The 22392-nt window shown below is 57.3% G+C and carries 23 protein-coding genes and 1 pseudogene; 21 read left to right on the top strand and 3 right to left on the bottom strand.

The window, feature by feature from the left end:
- Positions 1-161 precede the first annotated feature (161 nt).
- The 4 genes from CKA81_RS15205 to CKA81_RS15220 all read left to right on the top strand — a co-directional run bounded on the left by CKA81_RS15205 (position 162) and on the right by CKA81_RS15220 (position 4209).
- Positions 162-1133 (top strand): DctP family TRAP transporter solute-binding subunit, encoded by a 972-nt coding sequence (locus CKA81_RS15205; RefSeq protein ID WP_128356051.1) that lies wholly within the window; start codon positions 162-164, stop codon positions 1131-1133.
- Between the two features lie 18 nt (positions 1134-1151).
- Positions 1152-1667: a TRAP transporter small permease gene (locus CKA81_RS15210; RefSeq protein WP_128356052.1), complete on the top strand. Its 516-nt coding sequence runs from the start codon at positions 1152-1154 to the stop codon at positions 1665-1667.
- Positions 1664-2950 carry a TRAP transporter large permease gene (locus CKA81_RS15215; RefSeq protein ID WP_199287548.1) on the top strand — a complete coding sequence of 429 codons (1287 nt, stop codon included), beginning with the start codon at positions 1664-1666 and terminating at the stop codon, positions 2948-2950. The genes CKA81_RS15210 and CKA81_RS15215 overlap by 4 nt, the downstream gene beginning before the upstream one ends.
- A 95-nt stretch (positions 2951-3045) precedes the next feature.
- Positions 3046-4209, top strand: a complete 1164-nt coding sequence (locus CKA81_RS15220; protein WP_128356053.1) for a glycoside hydrolase family 1 protein — start codon at positions 3046-3048, stop codon at positions 4207-4209.
- Here the strand turns inward: CKA81_RS15220 and CKA81_RS15225 are convergent.
- Complete coding sequence (locus tag CKA81_RS15225; RefSeq protein ID WP_128356054.1) at positions 4206-5096, bottom strand: LysR family transcriptional regulator; 891 nt, start codon at positions 5094-5096, stop codon at positions 4206-4208. The genes CKA81_RS15220 and CKA81_RS15225 overlap by 4 nt on opposite strands.
- A 262-nt stretch (positions 5097-5358) precedes the next feature.
- Between CKA81_RS15225 and CKA81_RS15230 the strand changes: the two genes are divergently transcribed.
- The 8 genes from CKA81_RS15230 (at position 5359) to ada (ending at position 13083) form a co-directional block, all read left to right on the top strand.
- Positions 5359-6771 (top strand): MmgE/PrpD family protein, encoded by a 1413-nt coding sequence (locus tag CKA81_RS15230; RefSeq protein WP_128356055.1) that lies wholly within the window; start codon positions 5359-5361, stop codon positions 6769-6771.
- A gap of 18 nt (positions 6772-6789) precedes the next feature.
- On the top strand, positions 6790-7836 hold the full coding sequence (locus tag CKA81_RS15235; RefSeq protein ID WP_128356056.1) for an ABC transporter substrate-binding protein: 1047 nt from the start codon (positions 6790-6792) through the stop codon (positions 7834-7836).
- Between the two features lie 17 nt (positions 7837-7853).
- The gene (locus CKA81_RS15240; RefSeq protein WP_164878421.1) at positions 7854-8927 is read left to right on the top strand and encodes an ABC transporter ATP-binding protein; all 1074 of its coding nucleotides are present in this window, start codon (positions 7854-7856) and stop codon (positions 8925-8927) included.
- Positions 8928-8929: 2 nt separating this feature from the next.
- Positions 8930-9775 carry an ABC transporter permease gene (locus tag CKA81_RS15245; RefSeq protein ID WP_128356057.1) on the top strand — a complete coding sequence of 282 codons (846 nt, stop codon included), beginning with the start codon at positions 8930-8932 and terminating at the stop codon, positions 9773-9775.
- Positions 9772-10587: an ABC transporter permease gene (locus CKA81_RS15250; RefSeq protein WP_128356058.1), complete on the top strand. Its 816-nt coding sequence runs from the start codon at positions 9772-9774 to the stop codon at positions 10585-10587. The genes CKA81_RS15245 and CKA81_RS15250 overlap by 4 nt, the downstream gene beginning before the upstream one ends.
- 145 nt (positions 10588-10732) lie before the next feature.
- Complete coding sequence (locus CKA81_RS15255) at positions 10733-11329, top strand: methylated-DNA--[protein]-cysteine S-methyltransferase (protein ID WP_128356059.1); 597 nt, start codon at positions 10733-10735, stop codon at positions 11327-11329.
- Positions 11330-11350: 21 nt separating this feature from the next.
- Positions 11351-11998, top strand: coding sequence for a DNA oxidative demethylase AlkB (gene alkB / locus CKA81_RS15260; protein WP_128356060.1), 648 nt, complete (start codon positions 11351-11353; stop codon positions 11996-11998).
- On the top strand, positions 11995-13083 hold the full coding sequence (gene ada, locus CKA81_RS15265; protein ID WP_128356061.1) for a bifunctional DNA-binding transcriptional regulator/O6-methylguanine-DNA methyltransferase Ada: 1089 nt from the start codon (positions 11995-11997) through the stop codon (positions 13081-13083). Before alkB ends, ada begins: the two co-directional genes overlap by 4 nt.
- A 19-nt stretch (positions 13084-13102) precedes the next feature.
- Here the strand turns inward: ada and CKA81_RS15270 are convergent, their stop codons facing one another.
- The gene (locus tag CKA81_RS15270; protein WP_128356062.1) at positions 13103-13975 is read right to left on the bottom strand and encodes a phytanoyl-CoA dioxygenase family protein; all 873 of its coding nucleotides are present in this window, start codon (positions 13973-13975) and stop codon (positions 13103-13105) included.
- Positions 13972-14658: a GntR family transcriptional regulator gene (locus CKA81_RS15275; RefSeq protein ID WP_128356063.1), complete on the bottom strand. Its 687-nt coding sequence runs from the start codon at positions 14656-14658 to the stop codon at positions 13972-13974. The genes CKA81_RS15270 and CKA81_RS15275 overlap by 4 nt, the downstream gene beginning before the upstream one ends.
- Positions 14659-14851: 193 nt before the next feature.
- On the opposite strand from CKA81_RS15275, the gene yghX reads away from it, so the two are divergent.
- The 9 genes and pseudogenes from yghX to phnK all read left to right on the top strand — a co-directional run bounded on the left by yghX (position 14852) and on the right by phnK (position 22392).
- Positions 14852-15739: a YghX family hydrolase gene (gene yghX, locus CKA81_RS15280; protein ID WP_128356064.1), complete on the top strand. Its 888-nt coding sequence runs from the start codon at positions 14852-14854 to the stop codon at positions 15737-15739.
- Between the two features lie 116 nt (positions 15740-15855).
- Positions 15856-16689 carry a phosphonate ABC transporter ATP-binding protein gene (gene phnC / locus CKA81_RS15285; protein WP_128356065.1) on the top strand — a complete coding sequence of 278 codons (834 nt, stop codon included), beginning with the start codon at positions 15856-15858 and terminating at the stop codon, positions 16687-16689.
- 38 nt (positions 16690-16727) lie between these two features.
- Positions 16728-17738 carry a phosphonate ABC transporter substrate-binding protein gene (gene phnD / locus CKA81_RS15290; RefSeq protein ID WP_128356066.1) on the top strand — a complete coding sequence of 337 codons (1011 nt, stop codon included), beginning with the start codon at positions 16728-16730 and terminating at the stop codon, positions 17736-17738.
- Positions 17739-17740: 2 nt separating this feature from the next.
- Positions 17741-18547, top strand: coding sequence for a phosphonate ABC transporter, permease protein PhnE (gene phnE / locus CKA81_RS15295; protein ID WP_394342559.1), 807 nt, complete (start codon positions 17741-17743; stop codon positions 18545-18547).
- A 13-nt stretch (positions 18548-18560) separates the two neighbouring features.
- Positions 18561-19022, top strand: coding sequence for a phosphonate C-P lyase system protein PhnG (gene phnG, locus CKA81_RS15300; protein ID WP_228255737.1), 462 nt, complete (start codon positions 18561-18563; stop codon positions 19020-19022).
- Positions 19022-19617, top strand: a pseudogene (gene phnH / locus CKA81_RS15305) (phosphonate C-P lyase system protein PhnH). The gene phnG and the pseudogene phnH overlap by 1 nt, the downstream one beginning before the upstream one ends.
- On the top strand, positions 19617-20738 hold the full coding sequence (locus CKA81_RS15310) for a carbon-phosphorus lyase complex subunit PhnI (protein ID WP_128356067.1): 1122 nt from the start codon (positions 19617-19619) through the stop codon (positions 20736-20738). The pseudogene phnH and the gene CKA81_RS15310 overlap by 1 nt, the downstream one beginning before the upstream one ends.
- A complete protein-coding gene (locus CKA81_RS15315; RefSeq protein WP_128356068.1) occupies positions 20735-21625 on the top strand; it encodes an alpha-D-ribose 1-methylphosphonate 5-phosphate C-P-lyase PhnJ in 891 nt (296 codons plus the stop codon). Before CKA81_RS15310 ends, CKA81_RS15315 begins: the two co-directional genes overlap by 4 nt.
- Positions 21622-22392: a phosphonate C-P lyase system protein PhnK gene (gene phnK / locus CKA81_RS15320; protein WP_128356069.1), complete on the top strand. Its 771-nt coding sequence runs from the start codon at positions 21622-21624 to the stop codon at positions 22390-22392. The genes CKA81_RS15315 and phnK overlap by 4 nt, the downstream gene beginning before the upstream one ends.

Raw genomic sequence — 22392 nt, forward strand, 5'->3', positions numbered from 1 at the left:
CCTAGTTCTGTAGACTCTGACAATAGCGGTGCGAATTTCGCCTACCTATAATCGGCGAGAAAGGTGGAGTGACAGCCTTTCCTGACATAACGGCTTGAGCACGTGCTGAAGTGGCCGATCTAATTCTAATAATTTGCCCGGGTGGCAATGGAGACAAGAATATGAAGGGATACCTATTCTCTGGCGTAGTGCTCGCGGCGCTAATATCCAGCCACGCTACAGCTGCCACGACGGTTCGCTTTGCGCATCACTATGAACCCACCCACCCGGGGCACACATGCCTTGCACAACCCATGGCCGAATCCATCAACGCCGCGAACGTCGGCCTGGATGTCAAAGTTTTTACCAACGGCCAGTTAGGGACCCCTCAGGAACTGGTGGAGCAGTTGGCCATCGGCGAAGCGCAGCTTACCGTTGCTGCAGCGTCTGACCTAGGCGCTTTTTACAAGCCTATTTCGGTGATGGACGTTGCTTACTTCTTTGACGATTATGACGCGATCATGCAGTTCGCTGGAAGTGATGTCGGGAAGCAGATGTATGCCGACGTCGTAAAAACGGCAAACATTAGAATCGTCGGGACCTGGTTGTATGGAACGCGTCACCTGACTGCTAACCGGCCCGTTCGCAACACTGCTGAAATGGCTGGGCTGAAGATTCGGACGCCTGGCGCCGCCATCATGATGAGCAATATTCAGGCGATGGGAGGCAGTGCAACACCGATGGCGTTCGGCGAGGTTTACCTAGGCTTGCAACAGGGGACGATTGATGCGCAAGAGAACCCCCTTCCGACCATCCAGAATATGAAGTTCTATGAGCAACAAAAATATCTGATGCTTACGTCTCATCTCGTCATGCCCAGTTTTACTCTGGTGTCCGAGTTCTTCTGGAAGACGCTTAACGACGAACAGAGAGCCGCCGTAGAAAAGGCCGCTGTTGAAACTGCGGCAGCTATTACGGGCTGCATTCAAAGCGAGGAAAAGGCGATCCTGGATCAGTGGCGTTCGGACAAAACGATTGAAATCATCGAGGTGGACATCGATGCCTTTCGAGCAAAAACGATCGAGCACTATTCGAGCAAACCCGACGCTTCCTGGGGTGACGTATATAAGAAGCACATGGGTGTAGCCAACTAAGTTTAGGGGCGGACAGCCATGTACAAGCGGATCGTCAAGATTGAAACGTGGCTTTCCCTGCTGCTGCTGGTCGCCATGTTTGTATTGATCGTGGTCCAGGTCATCAGTCGCTACCTGTTCGAGCACCCGTTCTCATGGACCGAAGAGCTGGCCCGTTACGCGATGATCTGGATGATCTTCGTGGCATCGGTGCACTTGACCAGCACCGGCGAACATATTGTTATTACCTTGATTGACAGTATCGTACCGGCCGCTGCGGTGAAGTGGGTGATCGCCCTGTCGTATTTAATCGTAGCGAGCACCTGCCTGGTGCTTATGGTTCCGGGCTGGACGTTTGTATCACGCATGTTCATGGCGACGTCACCGGCAATGTCCATCCCTATGGGTTGGGTATACCTGGCCAGCCTTTCCGGGATGTTCCTGATTATGATCCAGTCACTGGCCAATATCATTTTGATTGCCTGTGGACGAATTGATGGCAGCATCCGCCTGGACGAGCCAGTAACAGCCGAGCTTGGCGGAAAGTCCATATGAGCCCGGACATCACGTGGATGCTCTTTGGCGTAATAGGGCTCATGTTGTTGCGCGTGCCGATCGCATTTTCGCTATTGATTCCATCGCTGTTTTATATCCACTATGCCGACGGCGTTACTTTGATGATCGTGCTGCAGCGCATGACCGCCGGCGTGGATTCGTTCCCGCTGCTTGCCGTGCCTATGTTCATCTTGATGGGCAATTTGGCCAATGAAGCAGGCGTTGCAGACCGCTTGTATAAATTCGCCCTGAGCGCTCTTGGCCATATACGGGGCAGCCTGGGGTACGTTACCGTTGCTTCGAGCCTTGTCTTTTCGTGGATGAGCGGCTCGGCAATATCCGATGCGGCAGCCCTGGGCAAGATACAGGTCCCAGCCATGACCAAGCGAGGCTACGGTGAGTCTTTCGCCGTGGGGCTGACTGCCTCATCAACCCTCATCGGTCCCATCATGCCGCCCAGTGTCTCGGCGGTCGTGTATGGCGTCGTATCTGGCGTGTCTATTGGGGGTTTATTCCTGGCCGGCGTTGTTCCGGCGCTGTTGATTACCTTGGTGCTGATGGCGCTGGTTTTTCTTTTTTCCCGAAACAAGCCTGGCCTGCGGCTGCCGCGAGCTCCCCGGAAGGAAATTGCGAGGGCGGGGGTGTCGGCATCGTTCTCTTTGTTGACTCCAGTCATCGTGCTGGGAGGGATATTTGGTGGGATTTTTACACCAACAGAAGCGGCAAGCGCGGCAGCCTTGTACATGATCGTATTGGGCCTCTCGTATAGAACCCTGGGTCTGAAGCAATTCAAGTCAGTGTTCTCGTCGACCGCTTCAATCAGCGGATCTATCATGCTGATTATTGCCGCTGCCAGTCTTTTCGGGTGGGTGTTGGGCCGGGAACAGGTGCCACAGCTATTGGCCTCCGGGATGTTGCAACTGACAGAAGATCCCGTCGTCTTCTTGATAATCCTTAATATATTCTTGCTGTTTATCGGCACTGTTATGGAGCCAAACTCTGCCGTGCTGATCCTGGTACCGGTGATCATGCCTATAGCGGCCCAGTACGGAATAGAACCGATAAGGCTGGGCTCCATCATTATCTTTAACTTAATGATCGGACTACTTACTCCGCCAGTTGGTCTGGTGTTGTTTGTCCTTAGCTCTGTGACGAACCTCTCGGTTGGAAAGATCTCGCGAGCCGTACTCCCATTTCTCGTACCCTTGGTCGCCATTCTGATGATAGTGACCTACGTGCCGTGGGTGACCCTGGCCTTGCCAAACTACATGGGCTTTCACTGAGTCTGCGGCGGCCATCATCCGAGGAGCGGAGGTCAGGAATAGCAGGCGCGGTTCTTGCACTGTAAGCGCCATCTATAGCTTACGGATGGGCATTCATGACTCCAGGAATCGCATCTTACAACTCTGCGGTGGGAGCCATTGCACCGTTATTCGACAGTTATTTTCTAGGCGGCTTCGAATGCTCGAGCCATCGCCGTAAAGACGGCCAGCGGCTGGATCTGCTGCGAGGAACGCAGCACGATGTATACGCAATTCAGGACTATCAGTCCCTGGTCGAGCATGGCATCAGAACCGTGCGGGATGGCATACGCTGGCATCTGGCCGAGCCCTCGCCCGGCGTTTATGACTGGTCCAGCTTCTTGCCCATGTTACGCGCCGCGCACCAGGCCGGTGTGCAACCCATCTGGGACGTGTGTCATTACGGCTGGCCGGACGATATTGATATCTGGTCGTCAGCTTTCGTAAGCAGGTTTGCGCGCTTTGCGGCCGCAGTCGCTTCCCTGGTGCGCGACGAATCGCCCGGGGTGCCCTACTACTGTCCGGTTAACGAGATTTCGTTTTGGGCCTGGGCAGGCGGCGACACCGGAGACATCGGCCCTTGCCAGCGCAGGCGCGGCATGGAGCTCAAACGGCAACTGGTACGTGCAACGGTTGCGGCCACGGAGGCAATCCGGGCGGTAGATACGCGGGCCCGATTTGTCTGCGTGGATCCGGTCATTAACGTGGTTCCCAAGGACGGGCGCCAGTTGCGGCGGGCGGAGAACGCCCGTCTGGCGCAATACGAGGCTTGGGACATGATCGCCGGCCGCTTGATGCCGGAGCTTGGAGGCAAGCCCGAGCATCTGGACATCGTGGGCGTCAATGTTTATGCACACAATCAATGGTATTTGAACGGTCCCCCGATTCGCCGGGGGGAGCCGCTGTATCGTCCGTTGCGCGAGATTCTGGCCGAGGTTTATCAGCGTTATGAAAGACCTCTATTCATCGCGGAGACCGGCGCGGAGGGTGACCGCCGTATTCCCTGGCTGCGCTACGTCTGCGATGAGGTGGCTAGCGCCTTGGACAACGGTGTTCCGGTAGGCGGCATCTGCCTGTATCCCATCACCGATTACCCCGGCTGGGACAATGATCGGCATTGCCCAACAGGTATGCTGGGGTTTGCAGATGCAGCGGGATGCCGTCCGGTCTACCAGGAGTTGGGCGAGGAGGTGCTAAGGCAGAGTGAACGGCTCTTGCGGAGTTCTCAGCGGCCCGCCTAAGATGGTTTTCTTAATATCTCGATTAGAGAGCGTGCAAAGACGTTTTGTTGCGGAGTGTGTGGCTGACAGCATATCTGCAGATTGCGATACGACCAATCGTCCGTCAACTCAATCACTGCCAGACGCTCCGTATCGGTGCGCTCTAAAGCGGTTCGAGGCACGACGCCCACCCCGGCGCCGGATGCGACCAGTCGCGAAATAGCTCGGAAGCCGGACACCTGCACGCGTATGTCCAGCCGCTTGCCAAGAGCCATCGCCTGGTTCACCAAATAAGTATGTAGCGCTGCACCGCTTTGCAGGCTGATGAACGGCTCGGCGATACAGCGAGAAAAGCTCACTGATTTTTCCCGCGCGATACGGCTCTTCAAAGGCGCCAACAAAACTAGACGATCAACTCTGTATGGTAATAATTCGAGGCCTGGATGAGTCGTATCGAGCGCGACTATCCCGACGTCTGCCCGGCCAGACGCGACCGCAGCCACAATATCGTGACTCATACGTTCCTCGAGGGTCACCCGCACTGTCGGATAGAGCTTGAAGAATGTGGCCAGATCGTCCGGGAGGAACGAACTCAAGGCGTTGTTATTAGCGAAAAGCGTCAAATGGCCCGTAACGCCCTGGGCATAAGGCGAAAGGTCTGCATGCATTTGATTCAGTTGCGCTACGCAACGGCTGGCATGCTCTACGAACACCTGACCTGCAGGGGTGAGCGTCACTCCTCTGGCTCCGCGCGTAAGCAGGGAAGCTCCTATCGCTTCTTCTAGGTTCTTGATGCGGAGACTGACGGACGAAGGAGCCAGGTAAGATCGCTCGGCGCCTCTCTTGATATTTCCTTCCTGCGCAACTGCAAGGAAGATTTTCAGATCGGTGAGGTCGTAATTGCTCATCCATCGGATTGTCCGAACTCTGTACCTACGCGTCAACGGGATTACCTTAGGGTTTCCCCGTGTGCATAGGCCTCACTACATAGTGGCTGCGCCGCAGCCATCGCGTATTTCGATTGCTTAGCTTGTGAAATATCACTTTATGGGCGACGAAGGCTTCTTTAGGATGTTGCTAGTGCGCTGTAGGAATCATGCAGCGAAGGTGTGCCAGTTCCTCTGCCACGATTAGGTGGCGACAGACAAAGCCCTTTTTGGAGAATCTTAGATGCAATTCCAGGTGGTAAGTCCTGACAGTCAAGAAGCCGACCAGACAAGTATGTCGTTACGGCTGGCGCATTACATTGTGTCTTTGCAATCCACTGAAATTCCCGACCGGGTATTCGACTATGCAAGGCTAATGATCGCCGACACCCTGGGCGTCGCTCTCGCCGGCAGCACGGATTCATCCGTGGCGCCCGTGATCAACTTAGCTAAGAGGGACGTGGGACGGAGCGCCATTTGGGGAACCAACATTCAGACGACCGAGCGTAATGCGTCACTCGTCAATGGCGCGTTGAGCCACGTACTCGATTTCGATGACAACAACCTGTCCATGATTGGACACTCTTGTGCTCCGGTCCTTCCCGGCCTGCTGGCGTTAGCGGACTCGTTAAACGTAACGCTCGAAGGTATCGTGGTGGCGATGGTAGTCGGTGTGCAGGTGGAAAGTGTCCTCGGAGCGACGATCACCTTGGAGCACAACGCTCGTGGATGGCATACAACTGCTACGTTGGGCACTTTTGGCGCGACAGCCGCCTGCGCGAAGTTGTTGGGTCTGGATTATGAACGGACCGCCAATGCTCTCGGTATCGCCGCCTCGCTGATCGGTGGAATTCGAGAAAACTTTGGCACGCCTACCAAGGCGATGCATGCTGGGTTTGCTGCTCAGAATGGGCTGCTTGCGGCGCGCCTTGCGCAAGAGGGCCTGACTTCTGGTTCGTCGGCCCTGGAAGGTCAAGAAGGTTTCTTCGCGCTGTATGGCTCGCGGGATTGTTTAGGCGGCTTCGCGGAGGATCTGAGCTCGACATTCGAAATTCTGAATTCAGGGCCAAAGGTTTACCCCACTTGCTCCATGATTCATGCAGGCCTGGATGTGGTCCTTCAAGGGTTAAGCAGTGGCTTGGTGCGTCCAGATGAAGTGGTGGAAGTAGAGTGCCGTGTCAGCTATCACGCCGCAAATATTATGCGCTATGCCCATTGCAGCACGCCCGCAGAAGCGCGGTTTTGCATTCCCTATTGCATCGCGGTTGCCCTGCTTTATGGAAGCATCAAAAACGAGCATTTCACTGACGAAGCCATTCAGAATGAAGGCGTGCGCAGAGCAATGTCCATGGTCAAGGTGACTATCGACCCGCAACAGCGCTCCAAAGAAGAGTTTGAGGCGCTGTACCTAAAGGGCGAGGCGTACACAACGATAGTCGTCACCCACGCAGATGCGCCTAAATACACGGGTAAGCGTGCTATACAAATCGGCCATCCTGCTAATCCTCTGAGTCGTGACGGCTTTAAACGAAAGTTTGAGACGTGCACTGTTCCGGTGATTGGCGCGCAACGCGCAGAACAGCTTTGGAACGTACTTACTGAAAACGATGCGCAAAGTGCTTTCTCGGCAACGACTCAACTTCTATTAGACAACTAATCTTTAAAAGGGAACCCAATGAAACTCCAAAGGACCGCCATTCACTCGGGCATCGCCTTAGTAATCGCCGCAGCAATGTCTGGGCAGAGCGTCTATGCGCAGAGTATGACAGTTGCCCTATACGGGGGGATAGCCCAGAAGGCCATTACCACTTGCGTATTGGATCCGTTCAGCCAGAAGACGGGCGTTACCATTACCCCGGATATTGGCTCTTCAGCAGTGACACTTACGAAGCTTGTCACGCAAAGGAACAAACCCAGCATTGACGTTGCCTGGGTCGATGGAGGGGTGTCTGAGCAGGCCTGGAGCCAAGGGGTCCTTGAGGAGCAGGATCCTTCGCGAATTCCCAACCTTGAGAACCTCATCCATCAGGCAAAGTATGTGGCTGACAACAAGATCTACGCCGCGAGTAATGGGTATTACTCTCTCGGAATCCTGTATAACACCGACCTAGTAAAGACTGCACCCACCTCTTGGCAGGATATGTGGAAAGAAGAATATGCGGGCATGGTAGCGCTTCCGTTGGCGCAAGTGTCGATGGGCTTACCTCTGTTCGTCCATATTGCAGAGCTCAATGGCGGTTCGATTGAAGACACGCAGCCAGCGGTTGATGCTTTTCGAAAGCTGGATGTCGCAGCTTTCTACAACAGCGCCGGTACGGTCTCTAATATGTTCCAGTCTCAAGAAATCTCTGTAGCGCCTCACTTTTCCAGTAGCGCCTTCGCCTTGATCAAGGCTGGTGGACCCTATAAGTTCGTCAACCCCTCCGACAAAGGTATCGCGAACGACATGCGAATTCATCTGGTACGCAACGGGCCCAACCGCGAGCTAGGCGAGCAACTCGTAAACTTCTCGCTGACCGAAGAGGCGGCTCTTTGTTTCGTGCGGGAATTCAATATGGGGCCATACATCAAAGGCGTAAAGGTTCCTTCCGAATATGCGGCATACATGCCGTGGGGCGAAAGCGGTAGTATCGATGATCTGGCGCTTCCGAATTGGCCTGAGCTCCTGAACAGGAGAGATCAGCTCATCGAGAAATTCGAGAACGAAGTCGTTACTCGATAGAGATAGGTCGATACCGCATGGATGCCATCTTAGAAACTCGCAAGTTGACTCGCAAGTATGGGGATATGACCGCCCTGAACGCGGTCGACTTGACGATCGAGCGCGGCGAGTTCATTGCTCTGCTTGGCCCCAGTGGCTGCGGCAAGACGACTCTGCTGAAATGCATCGGAGGGTTTACAGACCCTACTAGTGGAGAGATCCTCCTAGATGGCCGTCCGATGTCAGGGATGCCGGCTAATAAAAGGCCTGTCAATACGGTGTTTCAAAGCTATGCTTTATTTCCGCACATGACGATTGCGGATAATGTTGCGTACGGGCCCAGAAGAGCCCGGCTAGCAAAGCCCGAGGTCAAGTCACAAGTGGCTGAAGCGCTGAACATGGTTGGGCTAAGTCATTTGGGCGATAAGTATCCGAGTCAGTTGTCGGGGGGGCAGCAGCAACGCATCGCATTGGCCCGTGCGGTAATCAACCAACCCCGGGTGCTTCTGCTCGATGAGCCATTAGGAGCGCTGGACCTGAAGCTACGGCGGCAGATGCAGATTGAACTCAAGTCTTTGCAACAGCGCCTTGGTATAACTTTTATATTCGTCACGCATGATCAGGAAGAGGCGCTAGTAATGGCCGACCGTATCGCAGTGATGAATGCCGGTCGGATCGTGCAGTTCGGGTCGGGCGAGGATATCTATCACCGTCCGCATAACGAGTTTGTTGCCGATTTTGTTGGTGAGGCCAATTTAGTCGACGTTGAACTGCGCACTGGTGAAGTTATGCTGGCCGGTTCCGCGTCGCGTATCGCATCTGTCGACGGGTACGATGATGGCGCCTACAAGCTATTGGCTAGGCCTGAGCATCTTGCTATTGGGCGCGTGGAGGGCTTTCCAATCGTTTTCAACGCCCGGGTGGAGCGCATAATTTTTGCCGGTGAGGCGTTCAAGACCTTCATCCGGCTGGAAAATGGGTGTGAAATCGCGCTTAAGCATTGGGACTCTGAAGAGGGCGGCCTATCGGGCGCGCCCGAAGTGGGAAAGACCGTGCTCGTGACGCTGAAAAGAAGGAAGCCTCATTTCTTCAAAGTGGAAGTGAAAGGCTAGCTATGGCAGCGAATCGATTCCGCATTTTTATTCTGCTGGGCTTTCCGACGCTAGTTATCATTGTTTTTTTTATAGCGCCTTTGGCAGTAACCGCGCTGTCCAGCGTTTTCTCCGGCCAGCAGGGCATAACACTAGATAACTACGTAAAGATCGTGAGCACACCACGATATTTGTCGGCGTTGGTTTCGACCATGAGGATTTCTTTGCTGGTGGCGGCGTTTTCCCTTGTGCTGGGTTATATCATCGCCTACTACATGGTGATGGTTCTACAGAGTAAGCTCTCGCGGCGAATCGCCTACGTAATAGTAATCTTGCCCTTGTTCACAAGTAATATTGTGAGGTCGTTTGGCTTCATGATTATTCTGGGGCGTTCCGGCTTTCTTAACGATACGCTTCTTCAGCTCGGACTGATCGAGCGACCGCTCAGGATCCTCTACACCGAAGCCAGTGTGGTCATAGGCTTGACCTATATTTGCTTGCCCTTTGTCGTTCTGGCTGTCGTGGCATCACTACAAAGCATCGATAAGTCTCTTTTTCAGGCCTCCACCGATCTAGGCGGAGACGCTTGGTCAACTTTCTGGAACGTTACATGGCCACTCAGCCTTCCTGGTGTCCTGGGCGGAACAGTCATTGCGTTTACGATAAGTGTAAGTGCGTACGTTACGCCTAGCGTCATGCTGGGTGGCCGTGGTTCGGTGATGTCAATTGTTATCTATGATCAGTACATGGCAGCCATGAACTTCAACTTTGGCGCAGCGCTTGCCGTCGCATTAACGATCACAGCACTTGTACTAATGGTGTTCCAGTCAACGGTGATGGAGCGGAAACTAAAGTGGGCACGGACATGAGTGCAAAGTCACGGTCGGGGTCTGTAGGGCAACTGGTATTTGCCGCGGTAGCGCTAATGATCTTCGGGTTTCTTTTACTGCCGTTGATCATAATAATAGGCGTGTCCTTTAATGAGGCGAGCGCTTTATCCTTTCCGCCGAAGGGGTTTACGCTCAAGTGGTACAAGGAGTTTCTGAGCGACGCATCGTACATTGCATCGATCGTTCATAGCACGCAGTTGGCATTGTTCGCCACCTTTTTCGGACTCGTCTTAGGCGTCAGCGCGGCCTCAGCGCTTTCTCAAGCTCAGTTTAGGGGTGCCGCTACGCTTAAGGCGATATTTATGTCTCCCTTGGTGGTACCCCATGTGGTGATCGGTGTGGCTCTACTTCAATTCGCCGCATCATTCGGTATTGCGAGGAACTTCTACGTCCTCCTGGGGGGACATATTGTGTTGGTCTTGCCTTATATCATCCGTATGGTTTTGGGGGCGTATATGGGGTTCGATCGCCGTTTGGTAGCAGCCAGCCTAGACCTCGGTGCGACGTCCTTTGCTACGTTCCGCTTGATCACGCTGCCGTTGATAAAGCCCAGCATAATAGCGTCCGGCCTTTTCGCCTTTGTGATCTCGTGGACGAATATAGAGCTGAGCATTTTCAACACTAGCGCTCAGTACACCTTGCTTCCCCTAAAGATTTTCAATTATGTTCTATACACCGTCGATCCCATCATTGCTGCGGTGTCAGCTTCGACGGTCTACATAGCGATCTTGGCGGTAGTTCTGATCGATAGACTGGTTGGCATAGATTCGTTCGCGAGCATGCGCAGCTAAAACTACGCAATCGACTGTCTATAAGGGACAGGCGAGTCTAGAATGTTTCTATCCGTGATTCGAATTCGACCGCAAGGAACGGAGTTTCACTTGCGGCCGGTTTTTCTACACTCGTACTACCTTCACTACAGTTCGAGAGCCAACGATGGAAACCTATACCAGCCCCACCCTCTCGCTTGGGTTCCGTACACCGGGGTCGCTGCCCGGTGCTATCCACTACGCCATCGGCGATTGTGACTTGGGCGCTATTCTGGTTGCGCGCAGCCCGCAAGGGATATGCGCAATATTCCTCGACGATGATGCGCAAGGGTTGCGCGCTCAATTGGCACAAGCCTTCCCCGCGGCAGCGCTGGAGGAAGCCTCGCAATCCCTACAGACTGACCTTGAGCAGATTATCCGCCTTATTCACCAGCAGACCGTCGATGCGCCCATCATGCTGGACATCGGCGGTACCGCCTTCCAGCGGCAGGTCTGGGCTGCACTGTGCGACATACCAGCAGGGCAGACGCGCACCTATACCCAGTTGGCCGAATCCATAGGCGCGCCCAAGGCGGTGCGCGCCGTAGCAAGTGCCTGCGCGGCCAACATGCTGGCGATGCTCATTCCATGCCATCGGATCGTGCGCAGCGATGGATCACTGTCCGGATACCGATGGGGCGTCCAGCGCAAACGCGCGCAGTTGCTGCGAGAGCGTAGTGGGCACCGTCATACCCTGGGCCTGATCTTCCATGACGCGCGGTGATGCGAAGGGGGTAAGGATGCTATGAATCTGGAACTTTTTGCACATGTCGCAGAAGAGCGTGAGTCGATAGGTACGCAAGCGTTCGTCCTGCGGCGCTTTGCCTTGCCGTTTGTTGACGAGTTGTTGCCTGCCATCGACCGCCTGGCGCAAGAGGCGCCATTCAGGCACATGGTTACGCCCGGCGGGTTCACCATGTCGGTTGCGCTGACCAATTGCGGCGCGCTGGGTTGGACCACGGACCGCCGTGGCTATCGCTATACCATCATAGACCCGGACCGTGGCCAGCCTTGGCCCCCTATGCCAGCCGCCTTCGGTCGGCTGGCAAGGGCGGCCGCTGCAGCTGCGGGGTTTGCCGGCTTTGAGCCCGACGCTTGCCTGGTAAATCGCTACGTCCCCGGCGCGCGGCTGTCCTTGCACCAGGATAAGAATGAACACGACTACGATGCGCCTATCGTGTCCGTTTCACTCGGCATGACTGCGGTTTTCCTGTTTGGCGGACACGAACGGACCGATAAGACAGTGAAGATCCCTCTCGAGCACGGCGACGTCGTGGTATGGGGCGGCGAAGACAGGCTACGGTTTCATGGCGTGTTGCCGCTCAAAGTCCGTCCTCATCCGCTGCTGGGTAGCCAGCGTATCAACTTCACATTTCGCAAGGCCGGCTCATGACGCTGATCACTAGCCCTGATGCGCCGGCTGTCGGCGCCTATACGACCGACGCACAGCGCTGGGCGGCGGTGCTGGCGCGCGATTCGGCGGCGGACACGTATTTCGTTTACGCGGTCAGAACGACCGGCGTGTATTGCCGACCCAGCTCGTCGGCCCGCTTGCCCAAGCGCGACAATGTTGAATTCTTCGACAGCGCCGCCGCTGCCGAGGCAGCGGGATACCGCGCCAGCCGACGCGCCTCTGGCGACCGAACCGCTGTGGCGGCGCATCGCGCAGCACTGGTTGCAAGCGCGTGCCGCTTGATTGAAACATCAGAGACGCCGCCTAGCTTGCACGAGCTTGCCGCCCGGGCTGGTATGAGCCCCTACCACTTTCACCGCGTTTTCAAGATGGAAACGGGTCTGACTCCCAAAGCCTATGCCTATGCCTGCCGCGCCGTTAAGTTGCGCGACGAGCTGGCCGAACCGGGCACGATCACCGATGCGATTTACGAGGCGGGGTTCAATACCAACAGTCGCTTCTATGAAGCATCGGAAGCAATACTGGGCATGCGACCGCGCGATTATCGCGCTGGTGGGCACAGTGCAACGATACGTTTTGCGGTGGGCCAGTGCTCCTTGGGCGCCATCCTGGTTGCACAAAGCCAGCGCGGTATTTGCGCCATCTTGCTGGGCGACGATCCGGACCAACTGGTGCGTCAGATGCAAGACAGGTTTCCTAAGGCTCAACTCCTGGGTGGCGACGGCGATTTTGAAAAATTGGTGGCACAGGTTGTTGGCTTTGTTGAGGCGCCCGCTTTGGGCCTGAGCCTTCCCCTGGACGTCCAAGGCACGGCATTTCAAGAGCGGGTGTGGCAAGCTTTGCGCGAGATCCCGCCCGGCGCGACGGTCAGCTACGCCCAGGTGGCCGAGCGCATCGGTGCGCCTAAAGCCGTGCGCGCCGTTGCCCAGGCATGTGGGGCCAACCAGCTTGCGGTGGCCATTCCCTGCCATCGCGTCGTTCGTCGCGATGGAGATATCTCTGGTTACCGCTGGGGGGTGGAGCGCAAGCGCGAGTTGCTCCGGCGCGAAGCGCTGGAGCGATAAGGCATGACAGCAAGCCCGCTCAGGCCGTTACTTCTATGGGCTCCAGCGAAGTACGCAGGGCGCTTTCCGGCAGGCCGTTCTTCCAGGGCACATCGACGGGGTAAGGTTTGAGCAGACAGTCGTCGGGCAGCAGTTCGATCGGTGAGAAGTCGCGATGAGCAATGTATTCGGGGCGCTTGAACCGACGGATGTGATTGCCGACGGCGCACAGGCTTAGGTAGACCGCTACACGATTGAAGGGTGACAGGTTGCTGCCGGAGGCATGCACCAGGCAGCTATGGAACAAGATCATCGAGCCTGCCGGCCCTTTGGGTGCGACGATACCGCCATTGCGGCCGCCTGCACGGTCCACCAATTGGCTGATCAGCGCGTTGTCTATGGTCCATAGTGGGTAGCTGGTGGTGGTGAGATCATGCTGAGCATTGATAACGCCCTTGCGATGGCTGCCGGGAATAAACATCAGCGGGCCATTGAATTCGCTGACATCGTCCAGGAATATGGCGACATTCATGGCTCTTTCAGTGGGCATCTGGTCGTCGTTGAGCCAAGTGCCGTAATCCTGGTGCCATTGCCAGACGTCACCTTCAAAGGCCATTTTCCCGTTGATTTTGAACTGATGCATGTAGACCTGTTCGTCGAACAGATCCATGACCGGTCCCACCATGCGGGGATGGCGCGCCAGTCGGGCGAAGGGCTCGCTATGCAAGTGTGCGGCAAAGTTGGTCCTGACCGCATCAGACCCTTTTTCACGCACGTTCCAGGCTTCCCGTTCGGCATAAAGCGCCGGCACTGCTTCGGTAAGCATACGGGTTTCTTCAGCGGAAAAATGGCCGGGAAAGAATAGATAGCCATCTTGCTCAAACTGCAGGCGTTGCGCTTCGGTGAGTTTCATCGACGGTCTCCTTGTGCCTGTAGGGGAAAAAGTTGGGTCAGCCGATCATTGAGCGCATTGCTGGCCCGCGAGACATGATCCTCGCTCAGTTTCTCGGCCCGCTGCGCATCACCATCGGCAATGGCCAGCGCAATGGCTTCGTGTTCGTCCCACAGAGCTTCGCGCTGCGCTTGCGATTGCAGGACGGCGCCCATTGCGCGGCGCAGATGCATCCAATGCTGTTCCGCACTCTGGCCGATCAGCTCGTTGTCGGAGGCCAGATAAATGGCATGGTGGAAGGCCAGATCGGCAGCTATCATTGCCTGCACATTGCTTGCGCGCGATGCCAAGCGGCCGTTCTTGATAAGCAGGGGGTCAATACTGTACCGGCGTTGTGCTGCCAGCCGGGCAGCTAATGCGTCAAGCGCGCCCCGCACTTCATAGACCTTGCGCACCGATTGGGGCTCCAGTGCGGTCACCTGTACGCCTCGGCCCGGCGCGTCTTGCACGAAACCGTCTTTCTTCAGCAAACGCAGGGCTTGCAGTACCGGCTGCCGCGAGACATCCATTCGCTGGGCGATGTCTTCCTGGGCCAGGCGTTCGCCCGGCATCAGGGCGCCGCTGCAGATGGCATCAAGCAATCCACGATAGACCTGGTCTACCAGGTCGGGAACGGGGGTGATCTGGATAAGTCCGGATGACATATTGATGGGCAGATGAAGTACTGGATACTGTATACAGTAAACCCGTGTCGCGATGGAGTATCTAGGGGTTTGTGCGGGTGACCGCATTGAGGAAAGCAAGCGGGCCGGAAAATTAATGCTGGAGCGCTCGTATGTCTAGCCGCATAATTTGCCCACGTTGCCAGATCAATATTGCCACTCAAGGAGAGCCGCAATGACGCGCATGACAGCCAAAGACTTTGCCCCCGAATTGCTCGAGCTTTATGACTTTTACGTACATGGCGCGATCACCAAACGCGAGTTCCTTTTGCGGTCTGCCAAGTTCGCGGTGGGAGGCTTGACGGGCGCTTCGATCCTGGCGTCCTTGCAGCCGGACTACGCTTGGGCCGAGCAGGTGTCCTTTACCGATCCAGACATTAAGGCCGAATACATCAACTACCCGTCCCCGAAGGGTCACGGAGAGGTTCGCGGCTATTTGGTACAGCCGGCCAAGGCGGAAGGCAAGCGGCCTGCTGTGGTGGTGGTGCACGAGAATCGGGGGCTAAACCCCTATATCGAGGACGTTGCACGTCGCGTTGCGAAAGAGGGTTTCATTGCCCTTGCGCCGGACGGGCTGAGCTCGAAGGGCGGTTATCCAGGCAACGACGAAAAGGGCCGCGAGCTACAAGCGCAGGTCGATCCCGAGAAACTCATGAATGACTTCTTCGCAGCGGTCGAGTTCATGGCGGCGCATGAGGCTGCGACAGGCAAGGTCGGCATTACCGGGTTTTGTTATGGCGGTGGTGTCTCCAACGCGGCAGCGGTGGCTTATCCTGAATTGGCGGCGGCCGTTCCGTTCTATGGCAGACAGGCTGCCACGGGCGACGTGCCCAAAATTCAGGCACCTCTGCTATTGCATTACGCCGAAAACGACGCAGGGGTTAACGGCGGTTGGCCGGCCTATGAGGCGGCTCTGAAAGAGCACGGCAAAACCTACGAAGCCTACACCTACCCCGGCACGAACCACGGCTTTCACAATGACTCCACGCCGCGTTACGACAAAGAGGCCGCCGAACTTGCCTGGCGGCGTACGGTGGATTGGTTCAAGCGGTATCTTGCGTAGTTGACTTAGCAGGCTGTCATCAAAACATCATTTTTCCGTAACGCGACTGACTTATCCCGTCTTTAACATTCCGGTCGATGAAGGCACCAACGCCTTCCTGACAGGAGTGCAAGCACATGGATACAGTTATTCGCGTCGAAGGGCTGACTAAAAGCTTCAGCGGCAAGCAAGCGCTGTCCAACCTTAAATTGCACGTCGGCACCGGTGAAATGGTGGCTTTGATTGGTCCTTCGGGATCCGGCAAGTCGACGTTGCTGCGCCATCTGAGCGGCCTGGCTTGCAGCGACCATGGTGGCGCTGCCTCGGTTCGCATCCTGGGGCGCTCCGTACAAGAGGACGGGCGCCTGGACCGTCGGGTACGCAGGGTGCGCGCCGACATCGGCTACATCTTCCAGCAGTTCAATCTTATTGGCCGCATCAGCGTGCTGGGCAACGTCCTGATGGGCCGGCTGGGCCGCATATCGGTTCTGCGTGGCACGTTTGGTCGCTTCAACGCTCATGACAAGGCCCTGGCCATGGCGGCGCTGGAGCGCGTCGGCCTGGCCGACCTGGCTGGGCAACGGGCCTCGACGCTTTCTGGTGGACAACAGCAGCGCGTGGCGATTGCTCGGGCCCTGGCCCAGCAGGCCGAGCTTATTCTGGCCGATGAGCCCATTGCTTCGCTGGACCCGGAATCTGCGCGCAAGGTCATGGAGATCCTGCGCGATATCAACGAAACCGACGGCAAGACTGTTGTCGTGACCTTGCATCAGGTGGACTACGCCGCTCGCTATTGCAAGCGCGTGGTCGCCATGAAATCCGGCACCGTCCATTTTGATGGTTCCGTCAGTGCGCTGACTGTGCCCTTTCTGAACCAGCTCTACGGTGGTGATCTCGATGCATCGCTACTGCCTCCGGCTGCGGTGATGCGCAGCCATCCCCTTCCCCAATTCGAACTGGCTGCGGCGTGACCGCAAGCCTCCGCCGTACCAACTTCTGGAGTATCGATATGTTCACATCAGTACGTAGTGGCCTCGCGGCTTCCCTACTGGCCGGCGCGGCGTTCTGCGGCGTGTCAGCGGCAGAGCCCGCCCAGCAATTGAATTTCGGCATCATCTCGACCGAGTCTTCGCAGAACCTTAAGGCCCAGTGGGATCCCTTCCTGGCCGACATGAGCAAAAAGACCGGTATGGACATCCGGGCATTCTTTGCCCCTGACTATGCCGGCATCATCCAGGGTATGCGCTTTGATAAGGTGGATGTTGCCTGGTACGGCAACAAGTCGGCAATGGAAGCGGTCGACCGCGCCGGCGGCGAGATCATTGCCCAGACTGTGGCCGCCAATGGCGCGCCAGGCTACTGGAGCATCTTGATTGCTCACAAGGACAGCCCGATCAACTCAGTGCAAGACATGCTGGCAAAGGCCGGCGAGCTGACTTTCAGTAACGGCGATCCCAACTCGACCTCCGGATACCTGGTTCCGGGCTATTACGTCTTTGCCAAGAACGATGTCGACCCCAGGAAAATATTCAAGCGCACGCTTAACGCCAGCCACGAAGTCAACGCCCTAAGTGTGGCCAACAAGCAGGTAGATCTGGCCACCTTCAATACTGAGGGCATGGAGCGGCTGGAAGAAACCAACCCTCAGAAAGCGGCCGCCCTCAAGGTGATCTGGAAGTCGCCGCTGATCCCGGCCGACCCCATCGTGTGGCGGAAAAATCTGCCGGAGCAAACCAAGGTCAAGATTCGCGACTTCTTTACAACCTATGGCGGCACCGAGCAAGAGATGGCTATTCTGGCAGGGCTGCAATGGGGCAAGTTTCGGGCCTCGGATAACGATCAGCTACTGCCTATCCGTCAACTTGAACTGTTCAAGGAGCGCAGCCAGGTTCTGGCCGATAGCACGCTGGACGCCGCGCAGCAGCAGGCACGCGTCAAGCAGATCGATGCCGACCTGGAGAAGCTGTCGGCCCGGATGGCGGCGCTTGAAGGCGCCAAGAAAGTCGCCAGCGTCGACTGAGGCTGGTGAACGTGACTACAGCATCGGCATTGGTGGCGGCAAGCCCGCCGCCCCCTCGCCGCAACACCAGGGCGTGGTTGGCCTGGATACTGCTGGCGCTCGTGCTGGCATGGGCATGGGACGGAGCAGAAATGAACCCGGCCATGCTCTGGCGAGATGCCGGCAACATGCAGACCTTCCTTGCCGATTTCTTCCCGCCCGATTTCCGATACTGGCGCTTATACCTGACAGAGATGCTGGTTACCGTCCAGATCGCTGTCTGGGGCACGGCCCTGGCCATTGTCTGTTCGGTACCGCTGGGCATCCTGTGCTCGGAGAACATCGCGCCCTGGTGGATATGCCAGCCGGTGCGGCGAGTCATGGACGCCTTCAGGTCTATCAATGAGATGGTGTTTGCCATGCTCTTCGTGGTGGCGGTGGGGCTTGGACCCTTCGCCGGCGTGATGGCCTTGTTCGTGGGAACCACTGGCGTGCTGGCAAAGCTGTTCGCTGAAGCGGTAGAGGCCATCGAGAACGGACCGGTGGAGGGCGTGCGAGCAAGCGGCGCGACAGGGCTGCAGGAAGTCATCTTCGGGGTGATACCGCAGGTACTTCCATTGTGGATCTCGTATTCACTTTACCGCTTCGAATCCAATGTGCGCTCGGCGACCGTCGTGGGCATGGTGGGCGCGGGTGGGATAGGGGTGACCTTGTGGGAAGCGATCAGAGGTTTCCAGTTGGCCCAGACCTGCGCCATCCTCATCTGCATCATCGCGGTAGTCAGTGTCATTGACATCGTGTCGCAGCACTTGCGCAAGTACTTCATTTGAACAGGATGATTCGATGAGCACAGACATGCAAACCGCCAAGATAGACCACACCCAGCGTCAGCGCTGGATGCAGGTCCTCGCTCGGGCCGGACAAGACCTGGGAGACTACAGCGATATCTTGCGTGGGCAGGCGTTTCGCCATGTCCGCCAGCCTGAGACCGGGATGGTAATGGTTCGCGGTCGTATGGGCGGCGACGGCGCGCCGTTCAATCTGGGTGAAATGAGCGTGACCCGCTGCGTGGTCCAGTTGCGAGACGGAACGACGGGCTATAGCTACGTGGCGGGGCGCTCCATCGAGCATGCCGAGCTGGCCGCTTTGGCCGACGCTTTGTTGCAGGGCGCGGAAGGCAGCCGCTGGCAAGCCGACTTGATCGATCCGTTGCAGGCCTTGCAGCATACACGTGCTGCGTTGCGAGACGGCCAAGCCGCTGCAACGCGCGTCGACTTCACCACTTTGGTCCGAGGAGAAGACTGATGCAGCATAAAACCTTGCTGCCCGCGTTCGCGGCGCCGGGTGATGACGCCCAACACGTGTTCAGACTGGCGCTGACTGCCTTATCGGAGCCAGGGTCTGTGCACGATGTGGGCGACTTGCCCGGGCTGGCGAGCTTGGCGCCGGCCACCTATGCCCTTTGCCTCACCTTGTTCGACAGTGATACGCCGATATGGCTGGCGCCATCACTTAATACGGCACAAATACGAGAAAACCTGGCATTTCATTGTGCCTGCCCCGTCACGCGCGAGCGCAAGCAGGCGGCATTTGCCTTGGTAACAGAAAGCGATCTGGCTGATCTGTCGGCGTTTCAGCAGGGCACGGATCGCGATCCCCACTTGTCGTGCACGGTCATTGTTCAACTGGACAGCCTGGAAAGTGGGCGCAGCACTACATGGCAGGGGCCTGGCATTGCAGACAGGCACCATGCCAGGCTACCCGTGCCGGCATCGTTCTGGACGCTACGAACCTTAACCGGGTTCCCCGAGGCCTGGATTTTTTCTTTACCGCCGGACGACAACTGACGGGGCTGCCGCGCAGCACCCGCGTATTGCGCACCGTGCAGGAGATCAACTGATGTATGTCGCAGTGAAAGGCGGCGAGCAGGCTATCGACAATGCCCACGCACTCCTGGCGGAGCGCCGGCGCGGCGACCTCAGCATCCCGGAGCTATCGGTTGAGCAACTGCAGCAGCAGATGCCCCTGGCGGTTTCGCGGATTATGAGCGAGGGCTCGCTATATGACCCGCAATTGGCAGCACTGGCCTTGAAGCAGGCGGCGGGCGATATGCTCGAAGCCATCTTCCTGCTGCGGGCGTATCGGACTACCCTGCCGCGCTTCCTGGCCAGCGTGCCGCTGGATTCCGCCCAGATGCGCGCAGAGCGGCGCATCTCGGCAACCTTCAAGGATTTGCCCGGCGGCCAATTGTTGGGCCCAACCTTTGACTATACGCATCGGCTGCTGGACTTCAGCTTGTTGGAATCGCAACCGGCAGTGGGCCACAACGATGCGCCTGCGCTGCGGCACGCCGGCGAAGCAGGCCTGTTGCGCATGCCGCGTGTTGCCGACTTGTTGGGCGACGAAGGACTACTGGCAACTGAGCAAGACAATGATCTGCCGGTTCCTGACATCACCCGCGAGCCTCTGGACTTTCCCACGAATCGGGCGCAGCGCCTGCAGGCGCTGGCGCGTGGCGACGAAGGTTTTCTGCTGGCGCTGGGGTACTCGACGCAGCGTGGCTACGGACGAAACCATCCATTCGCCGGTGAGGTCCGTGTCGGTCAGGTCGAGGTCTGGATAGAACCCGAGGAGTTGGGGTTCGCCGTACCGATAGGCGACATTGAGGTGACGGAGTGCGAAATGATCAACCAGTTCACGGGTAGCCGAACGCAGCCGCCGCAGTTCACCCGTGGTTACGGATTGGCTTTTGGCAACGCTGAGCGCAAGGCCATGGGCATGGCGCTGGTCGATCGCGCCCTGCGAGCCGCCGAGTACAGCGAAGACATTGAGTCGCCCGCGCAGCAAGAAGAGTTCGTGCTGATGCATTGCGATAACGTCGAGGCGGCAGGCTTCGTATCGCATTTGAAGCTTCCGCACTATGTGGACTTCCAGAGCGAGCTGGATCTGATACGCAAATTGCGGCGCGACCACGAGGCGCGTCGCACTCAGTCGGACAACGAACTGGAGAAACAATCATGACACGCGTAGCGGCACACGCGGCGGCTGACGCCAATGCCGCAGCAGCGACAGGCTACAACTTTGCCTACTTGGACGAACAGACCAAGCGCAGCTTGCGGCGCGGTTTGCTCAAGGCGGTGGCGATACCCGGGTATCAAGTGCCATTTGGGGGGCGCGAGATGCCCCTGCCCTATGGCTGGGGGACAGGCGGCATGCAAGTAACCGCCGCCATCCTCGGTCGCCACGATGTGCTGAAGGTAATCGATCAGGGGGCGGACGACACCACCAATGCGGTGTCCATACGGCGTTTCTTCATGCGTACCGCAGGCGTGGCTACGACGGAACGCACGCCCGAGGCGGACATCATCCAGACGCGACATCGCGTGCCCGAGACGCCCTTGCGCCAGGGCCAGATCATGGTGTTTCAGGTGCCGATTCCGGAGCCGCTGCGTTTTATCGAATCCTCGGATTCTGAAACCCGTGCCATGCATGCGCTGAATGATTATGGCGTCATGCATGTAAAGCTTTATGAGGACATCGCCACCTACGGGCATATAGCTACGGCGTACGCCTATCCTGTAATGGTGGATGGGCGCTATGTGATGGACCCCTCGCCCATACCGAAATTCGACAATCCCAAGCTGAACCTCAGCCCAGCCCTGATGCTATTTGGTGCCGGGCGAGAAAAGCGCCTATATGCCTTACCGCCTTACACCCCCGTGGTCAGCCTGGACTTTGAAGATCATCCGTTCGAGCTGCCTGTGTGGGATCAGGCCTGCGCGCACTGCGGCAGCACGGAGTCCTACCTTGATGAACTGATCGTGGATGACCAGGGCGGGCGTCAGTTCGTGTGCTCGGATACCGATTACTGCCACCAGCGCCGACATTGTCAGGAGATGGCCTTATGAAGCCCCTGCTTACGGTACGTGAACTGACCCGCCTTTACGGCACGGACCAGGGCTGCCAGGCAGTCAGTTTTGATCTCTTCCCTGGCGAGGTGCTGGGCATCGTTGGCGAGTCGGGTTCAGGAAAATCCACGCTGTTGAGCGTGCTGTCCGGCCGTTCCCGGCCTGACGGCGGTACGGTCAGTTATCTGGATCGGGACGGTCGGGCTGTGGACTTATACAGCGCCAGCGAAGCGCAACGACGCACCCTGCTGCGCACCGAATGGGGTTTCGTGGAGCAGAATCCGCGCGACGGACTGCGCATGGGCGTCTCGGCGGGTGCAAACATCGGCGAGCGGCTCATGGCGCAGGGGCTGCGGCATTACGGCCAATTGCGCCAGGCAGGATTGGACTGGCTTGCACAAGTCGAAATTGATACCCAGCGCATCGATGATTTGCCCCGAACTTTTTCGGGTGGCATGCAGCAGCGATTGCAGATTGCGCGCAATCTGGTGTCCCAGCCGCGCTTGCTATTCATGGATGAGCCCACAGGGGGCCTGGATGTTTCGGTACAGGCGCATTTGTTGGATTTGCTGCGCGGCCTGGTGCGAGAGTTGCAGTTGGCGGTGGTGATTGTGACGCATGATCTTGCGGTGGCACGCCTGCTGGCGGACCGGCTGATGGTAATGCGGCGCTCACGCGTGGTCGAGGCCGGACTGACCGACCAAATTTTGGACGACCCCCAGCACGCCTACAGCCAGTTGCTGGTTTCTTCTGTTTTGCAGCCTTGA

This window comes from Pollutimonas thiosulfatoxidans (assembly GCF_004022565.1).
GTDB classification, from domain to species: domain Bacteria; phylum Pseudomonadota; class Gammaproteobacteria; order Burkholderiales; family Burkholderiaceae_B; genus Pusillimonas_D; species Pusillimonas_D thiosulfatoxidans.

Excerpts from the sequence above, each read along its gene's own strand:
- CKA81_RS15205 (WP_128356051.1), top strand. The coding sequence starts at position 162 with ATGAAGGGATACCTATTCTCTGGCGTAGTGCTCGCGGCGCTAATATCC.
- CKA81_RS15210 (WP_128356052.1), top strand. The coding sequence starts at position 1,152 with ATGTACAAGCGGATCGTCAAGATTGAAACGTGGCTTTCCCTGCTGCTG.
- CKA81_RS15215 (WP_199287548.1), top strand. The coding sequence starts at position 1,664 with ATGAGCCCGGACATCACGTGGATGCTCTTTGGCGTAATAGGGCTCATG.
- CKA81_RS15220 (WP_128356053.1), top strand. The coding sequence starts at position 3,046 with ATGACTCCAGGAATCGCATCTTACAACTCTGCGGTGGGAGCCATTGCA.
- CKA81_RS15225 (WP_128356054.1), bottom strand. The coding sequence starts at position 5,096 with ATGAGCAATTACGACCTCACCGATCTGAAAATCTTCCTTGCAGTTGCG.
- CKA81_RS15230 (WP_128356055.1), top strand. The coding sequence starts at position 5,359 with ATGCAATTCCAGGTGGTAAGTCCTGACAGTCAAGAAGCCGACCAGACA.
- CKA81_RS15235 (WP_128356056.1), top strand. The coding sequence starts at position 6,790 with ATGAAACTCCAAAGGACCGCCATTCACTCGGGCATCGCCTTAGTAATC.
- CKA81_RS15240 (WP_164878421.1), top strand. The coding sequence starts at position 7,854 with ATGGATGCCATCTTAGAAACTCGCAAGTTGACTCGCAAGTATGGGGAT.
- CKA81_RS15245 (WP_128356057.1), top strand. The coding sequence starts at position 8,930 with ATGGCAGCGAATCGATTCCGCATTTTTATTCTGCTGGGCTTTCCGACG.
- CKA81_RS15250 (WP_128356058.1), top strand. The coding sequence starts at position 9,772 with ATGAGTGCAAAGTCACGGTCGGGGTCTGTAGGGCAACTGGTATTTGCC.
- CKA81_RS15255 (WP_128356059.1), top strand. The coding sequence starts at position 10,733 with ATGGAAACCTATACCAGCCCCACCCTCTCGCTTGGGTTCCGTACACCG.
- alkB (WP_128356060.1), top strand. The coding sequence starts at position 11,351 with ATGAATCTGGAACTTTTTGCACATGTCGCAGAAGAGCGTGAGTCGATA.
- ada (WP_128356061.1), top strand. The coding sequence starts at position 11,995 with ATGACGCTGATCACTAGCCCTGATGCGCCGGCTGTCGGCGCCTATACG.
- CKA81_RS15270 (WP_128356062.1), bottom strand. The coding sequence starts at position 13,975 with ATGAAACTCACCGAAGCGCAACGCCTGCAGTTTGAGCAAGATGGCTAT.
- CKA81_RS15275 (WP_128356063.1), bottom strand. The coding sequence starts at position 14,658 with ATGTCATCCGGACTTATCCAGATCACCCCCGTTCCCGACCTGGTAGAC.
- yghX (WP_128356064.1), top strand. The coding sequence starts at position 14,852 with ATGACGCGCATGACAGCCAAAGACTTTGCCCCCGAATTGCTCGAGCTT.
- phnC (WP_128356065.1), top strand. The coding sequence starts at position 15,856 with ATGGATACAGTTATTCGCGTCGAAGGGCTGACTAAAAGCTTCAGCGGC.
- phnD (WP_128356066.1), top strand. The coding sequence starts at position 16,728 with ATGTTCACATCAGTACGTAGTGGCCTCGCGGCTTCCCTACTGGCCGGC.
- phnG (WP_228255737.1), top strand. The coding sequence starts at position 18,561 with ATGAGCACAGACATGCAAACCGCCAAGATAGACCACACCCAGCGTCAG.
- CKA81_RS15310 (WP_128356067.1), top strand. The coding sequence starts at position 19,617 with ATGTATGTCGCAGTGAAAGGCGGCGAGCAGGCTATCGACAATGCCCAC.
- CKA81_RS15315 (WP_128356068.1), top strand. The coding sequence starts at position 20,735 with ATGACACGCGTAGCGGCACACGCGGCGGCTGACGCCAATGCCGCAGCA.
- phnK (WP_128356069.1), top strand. The coding sequence starts at position 21,622 with ATGAAGCCCCTGCTTACGGTACGTGAACTGACCCGCCTTTACGGCACG.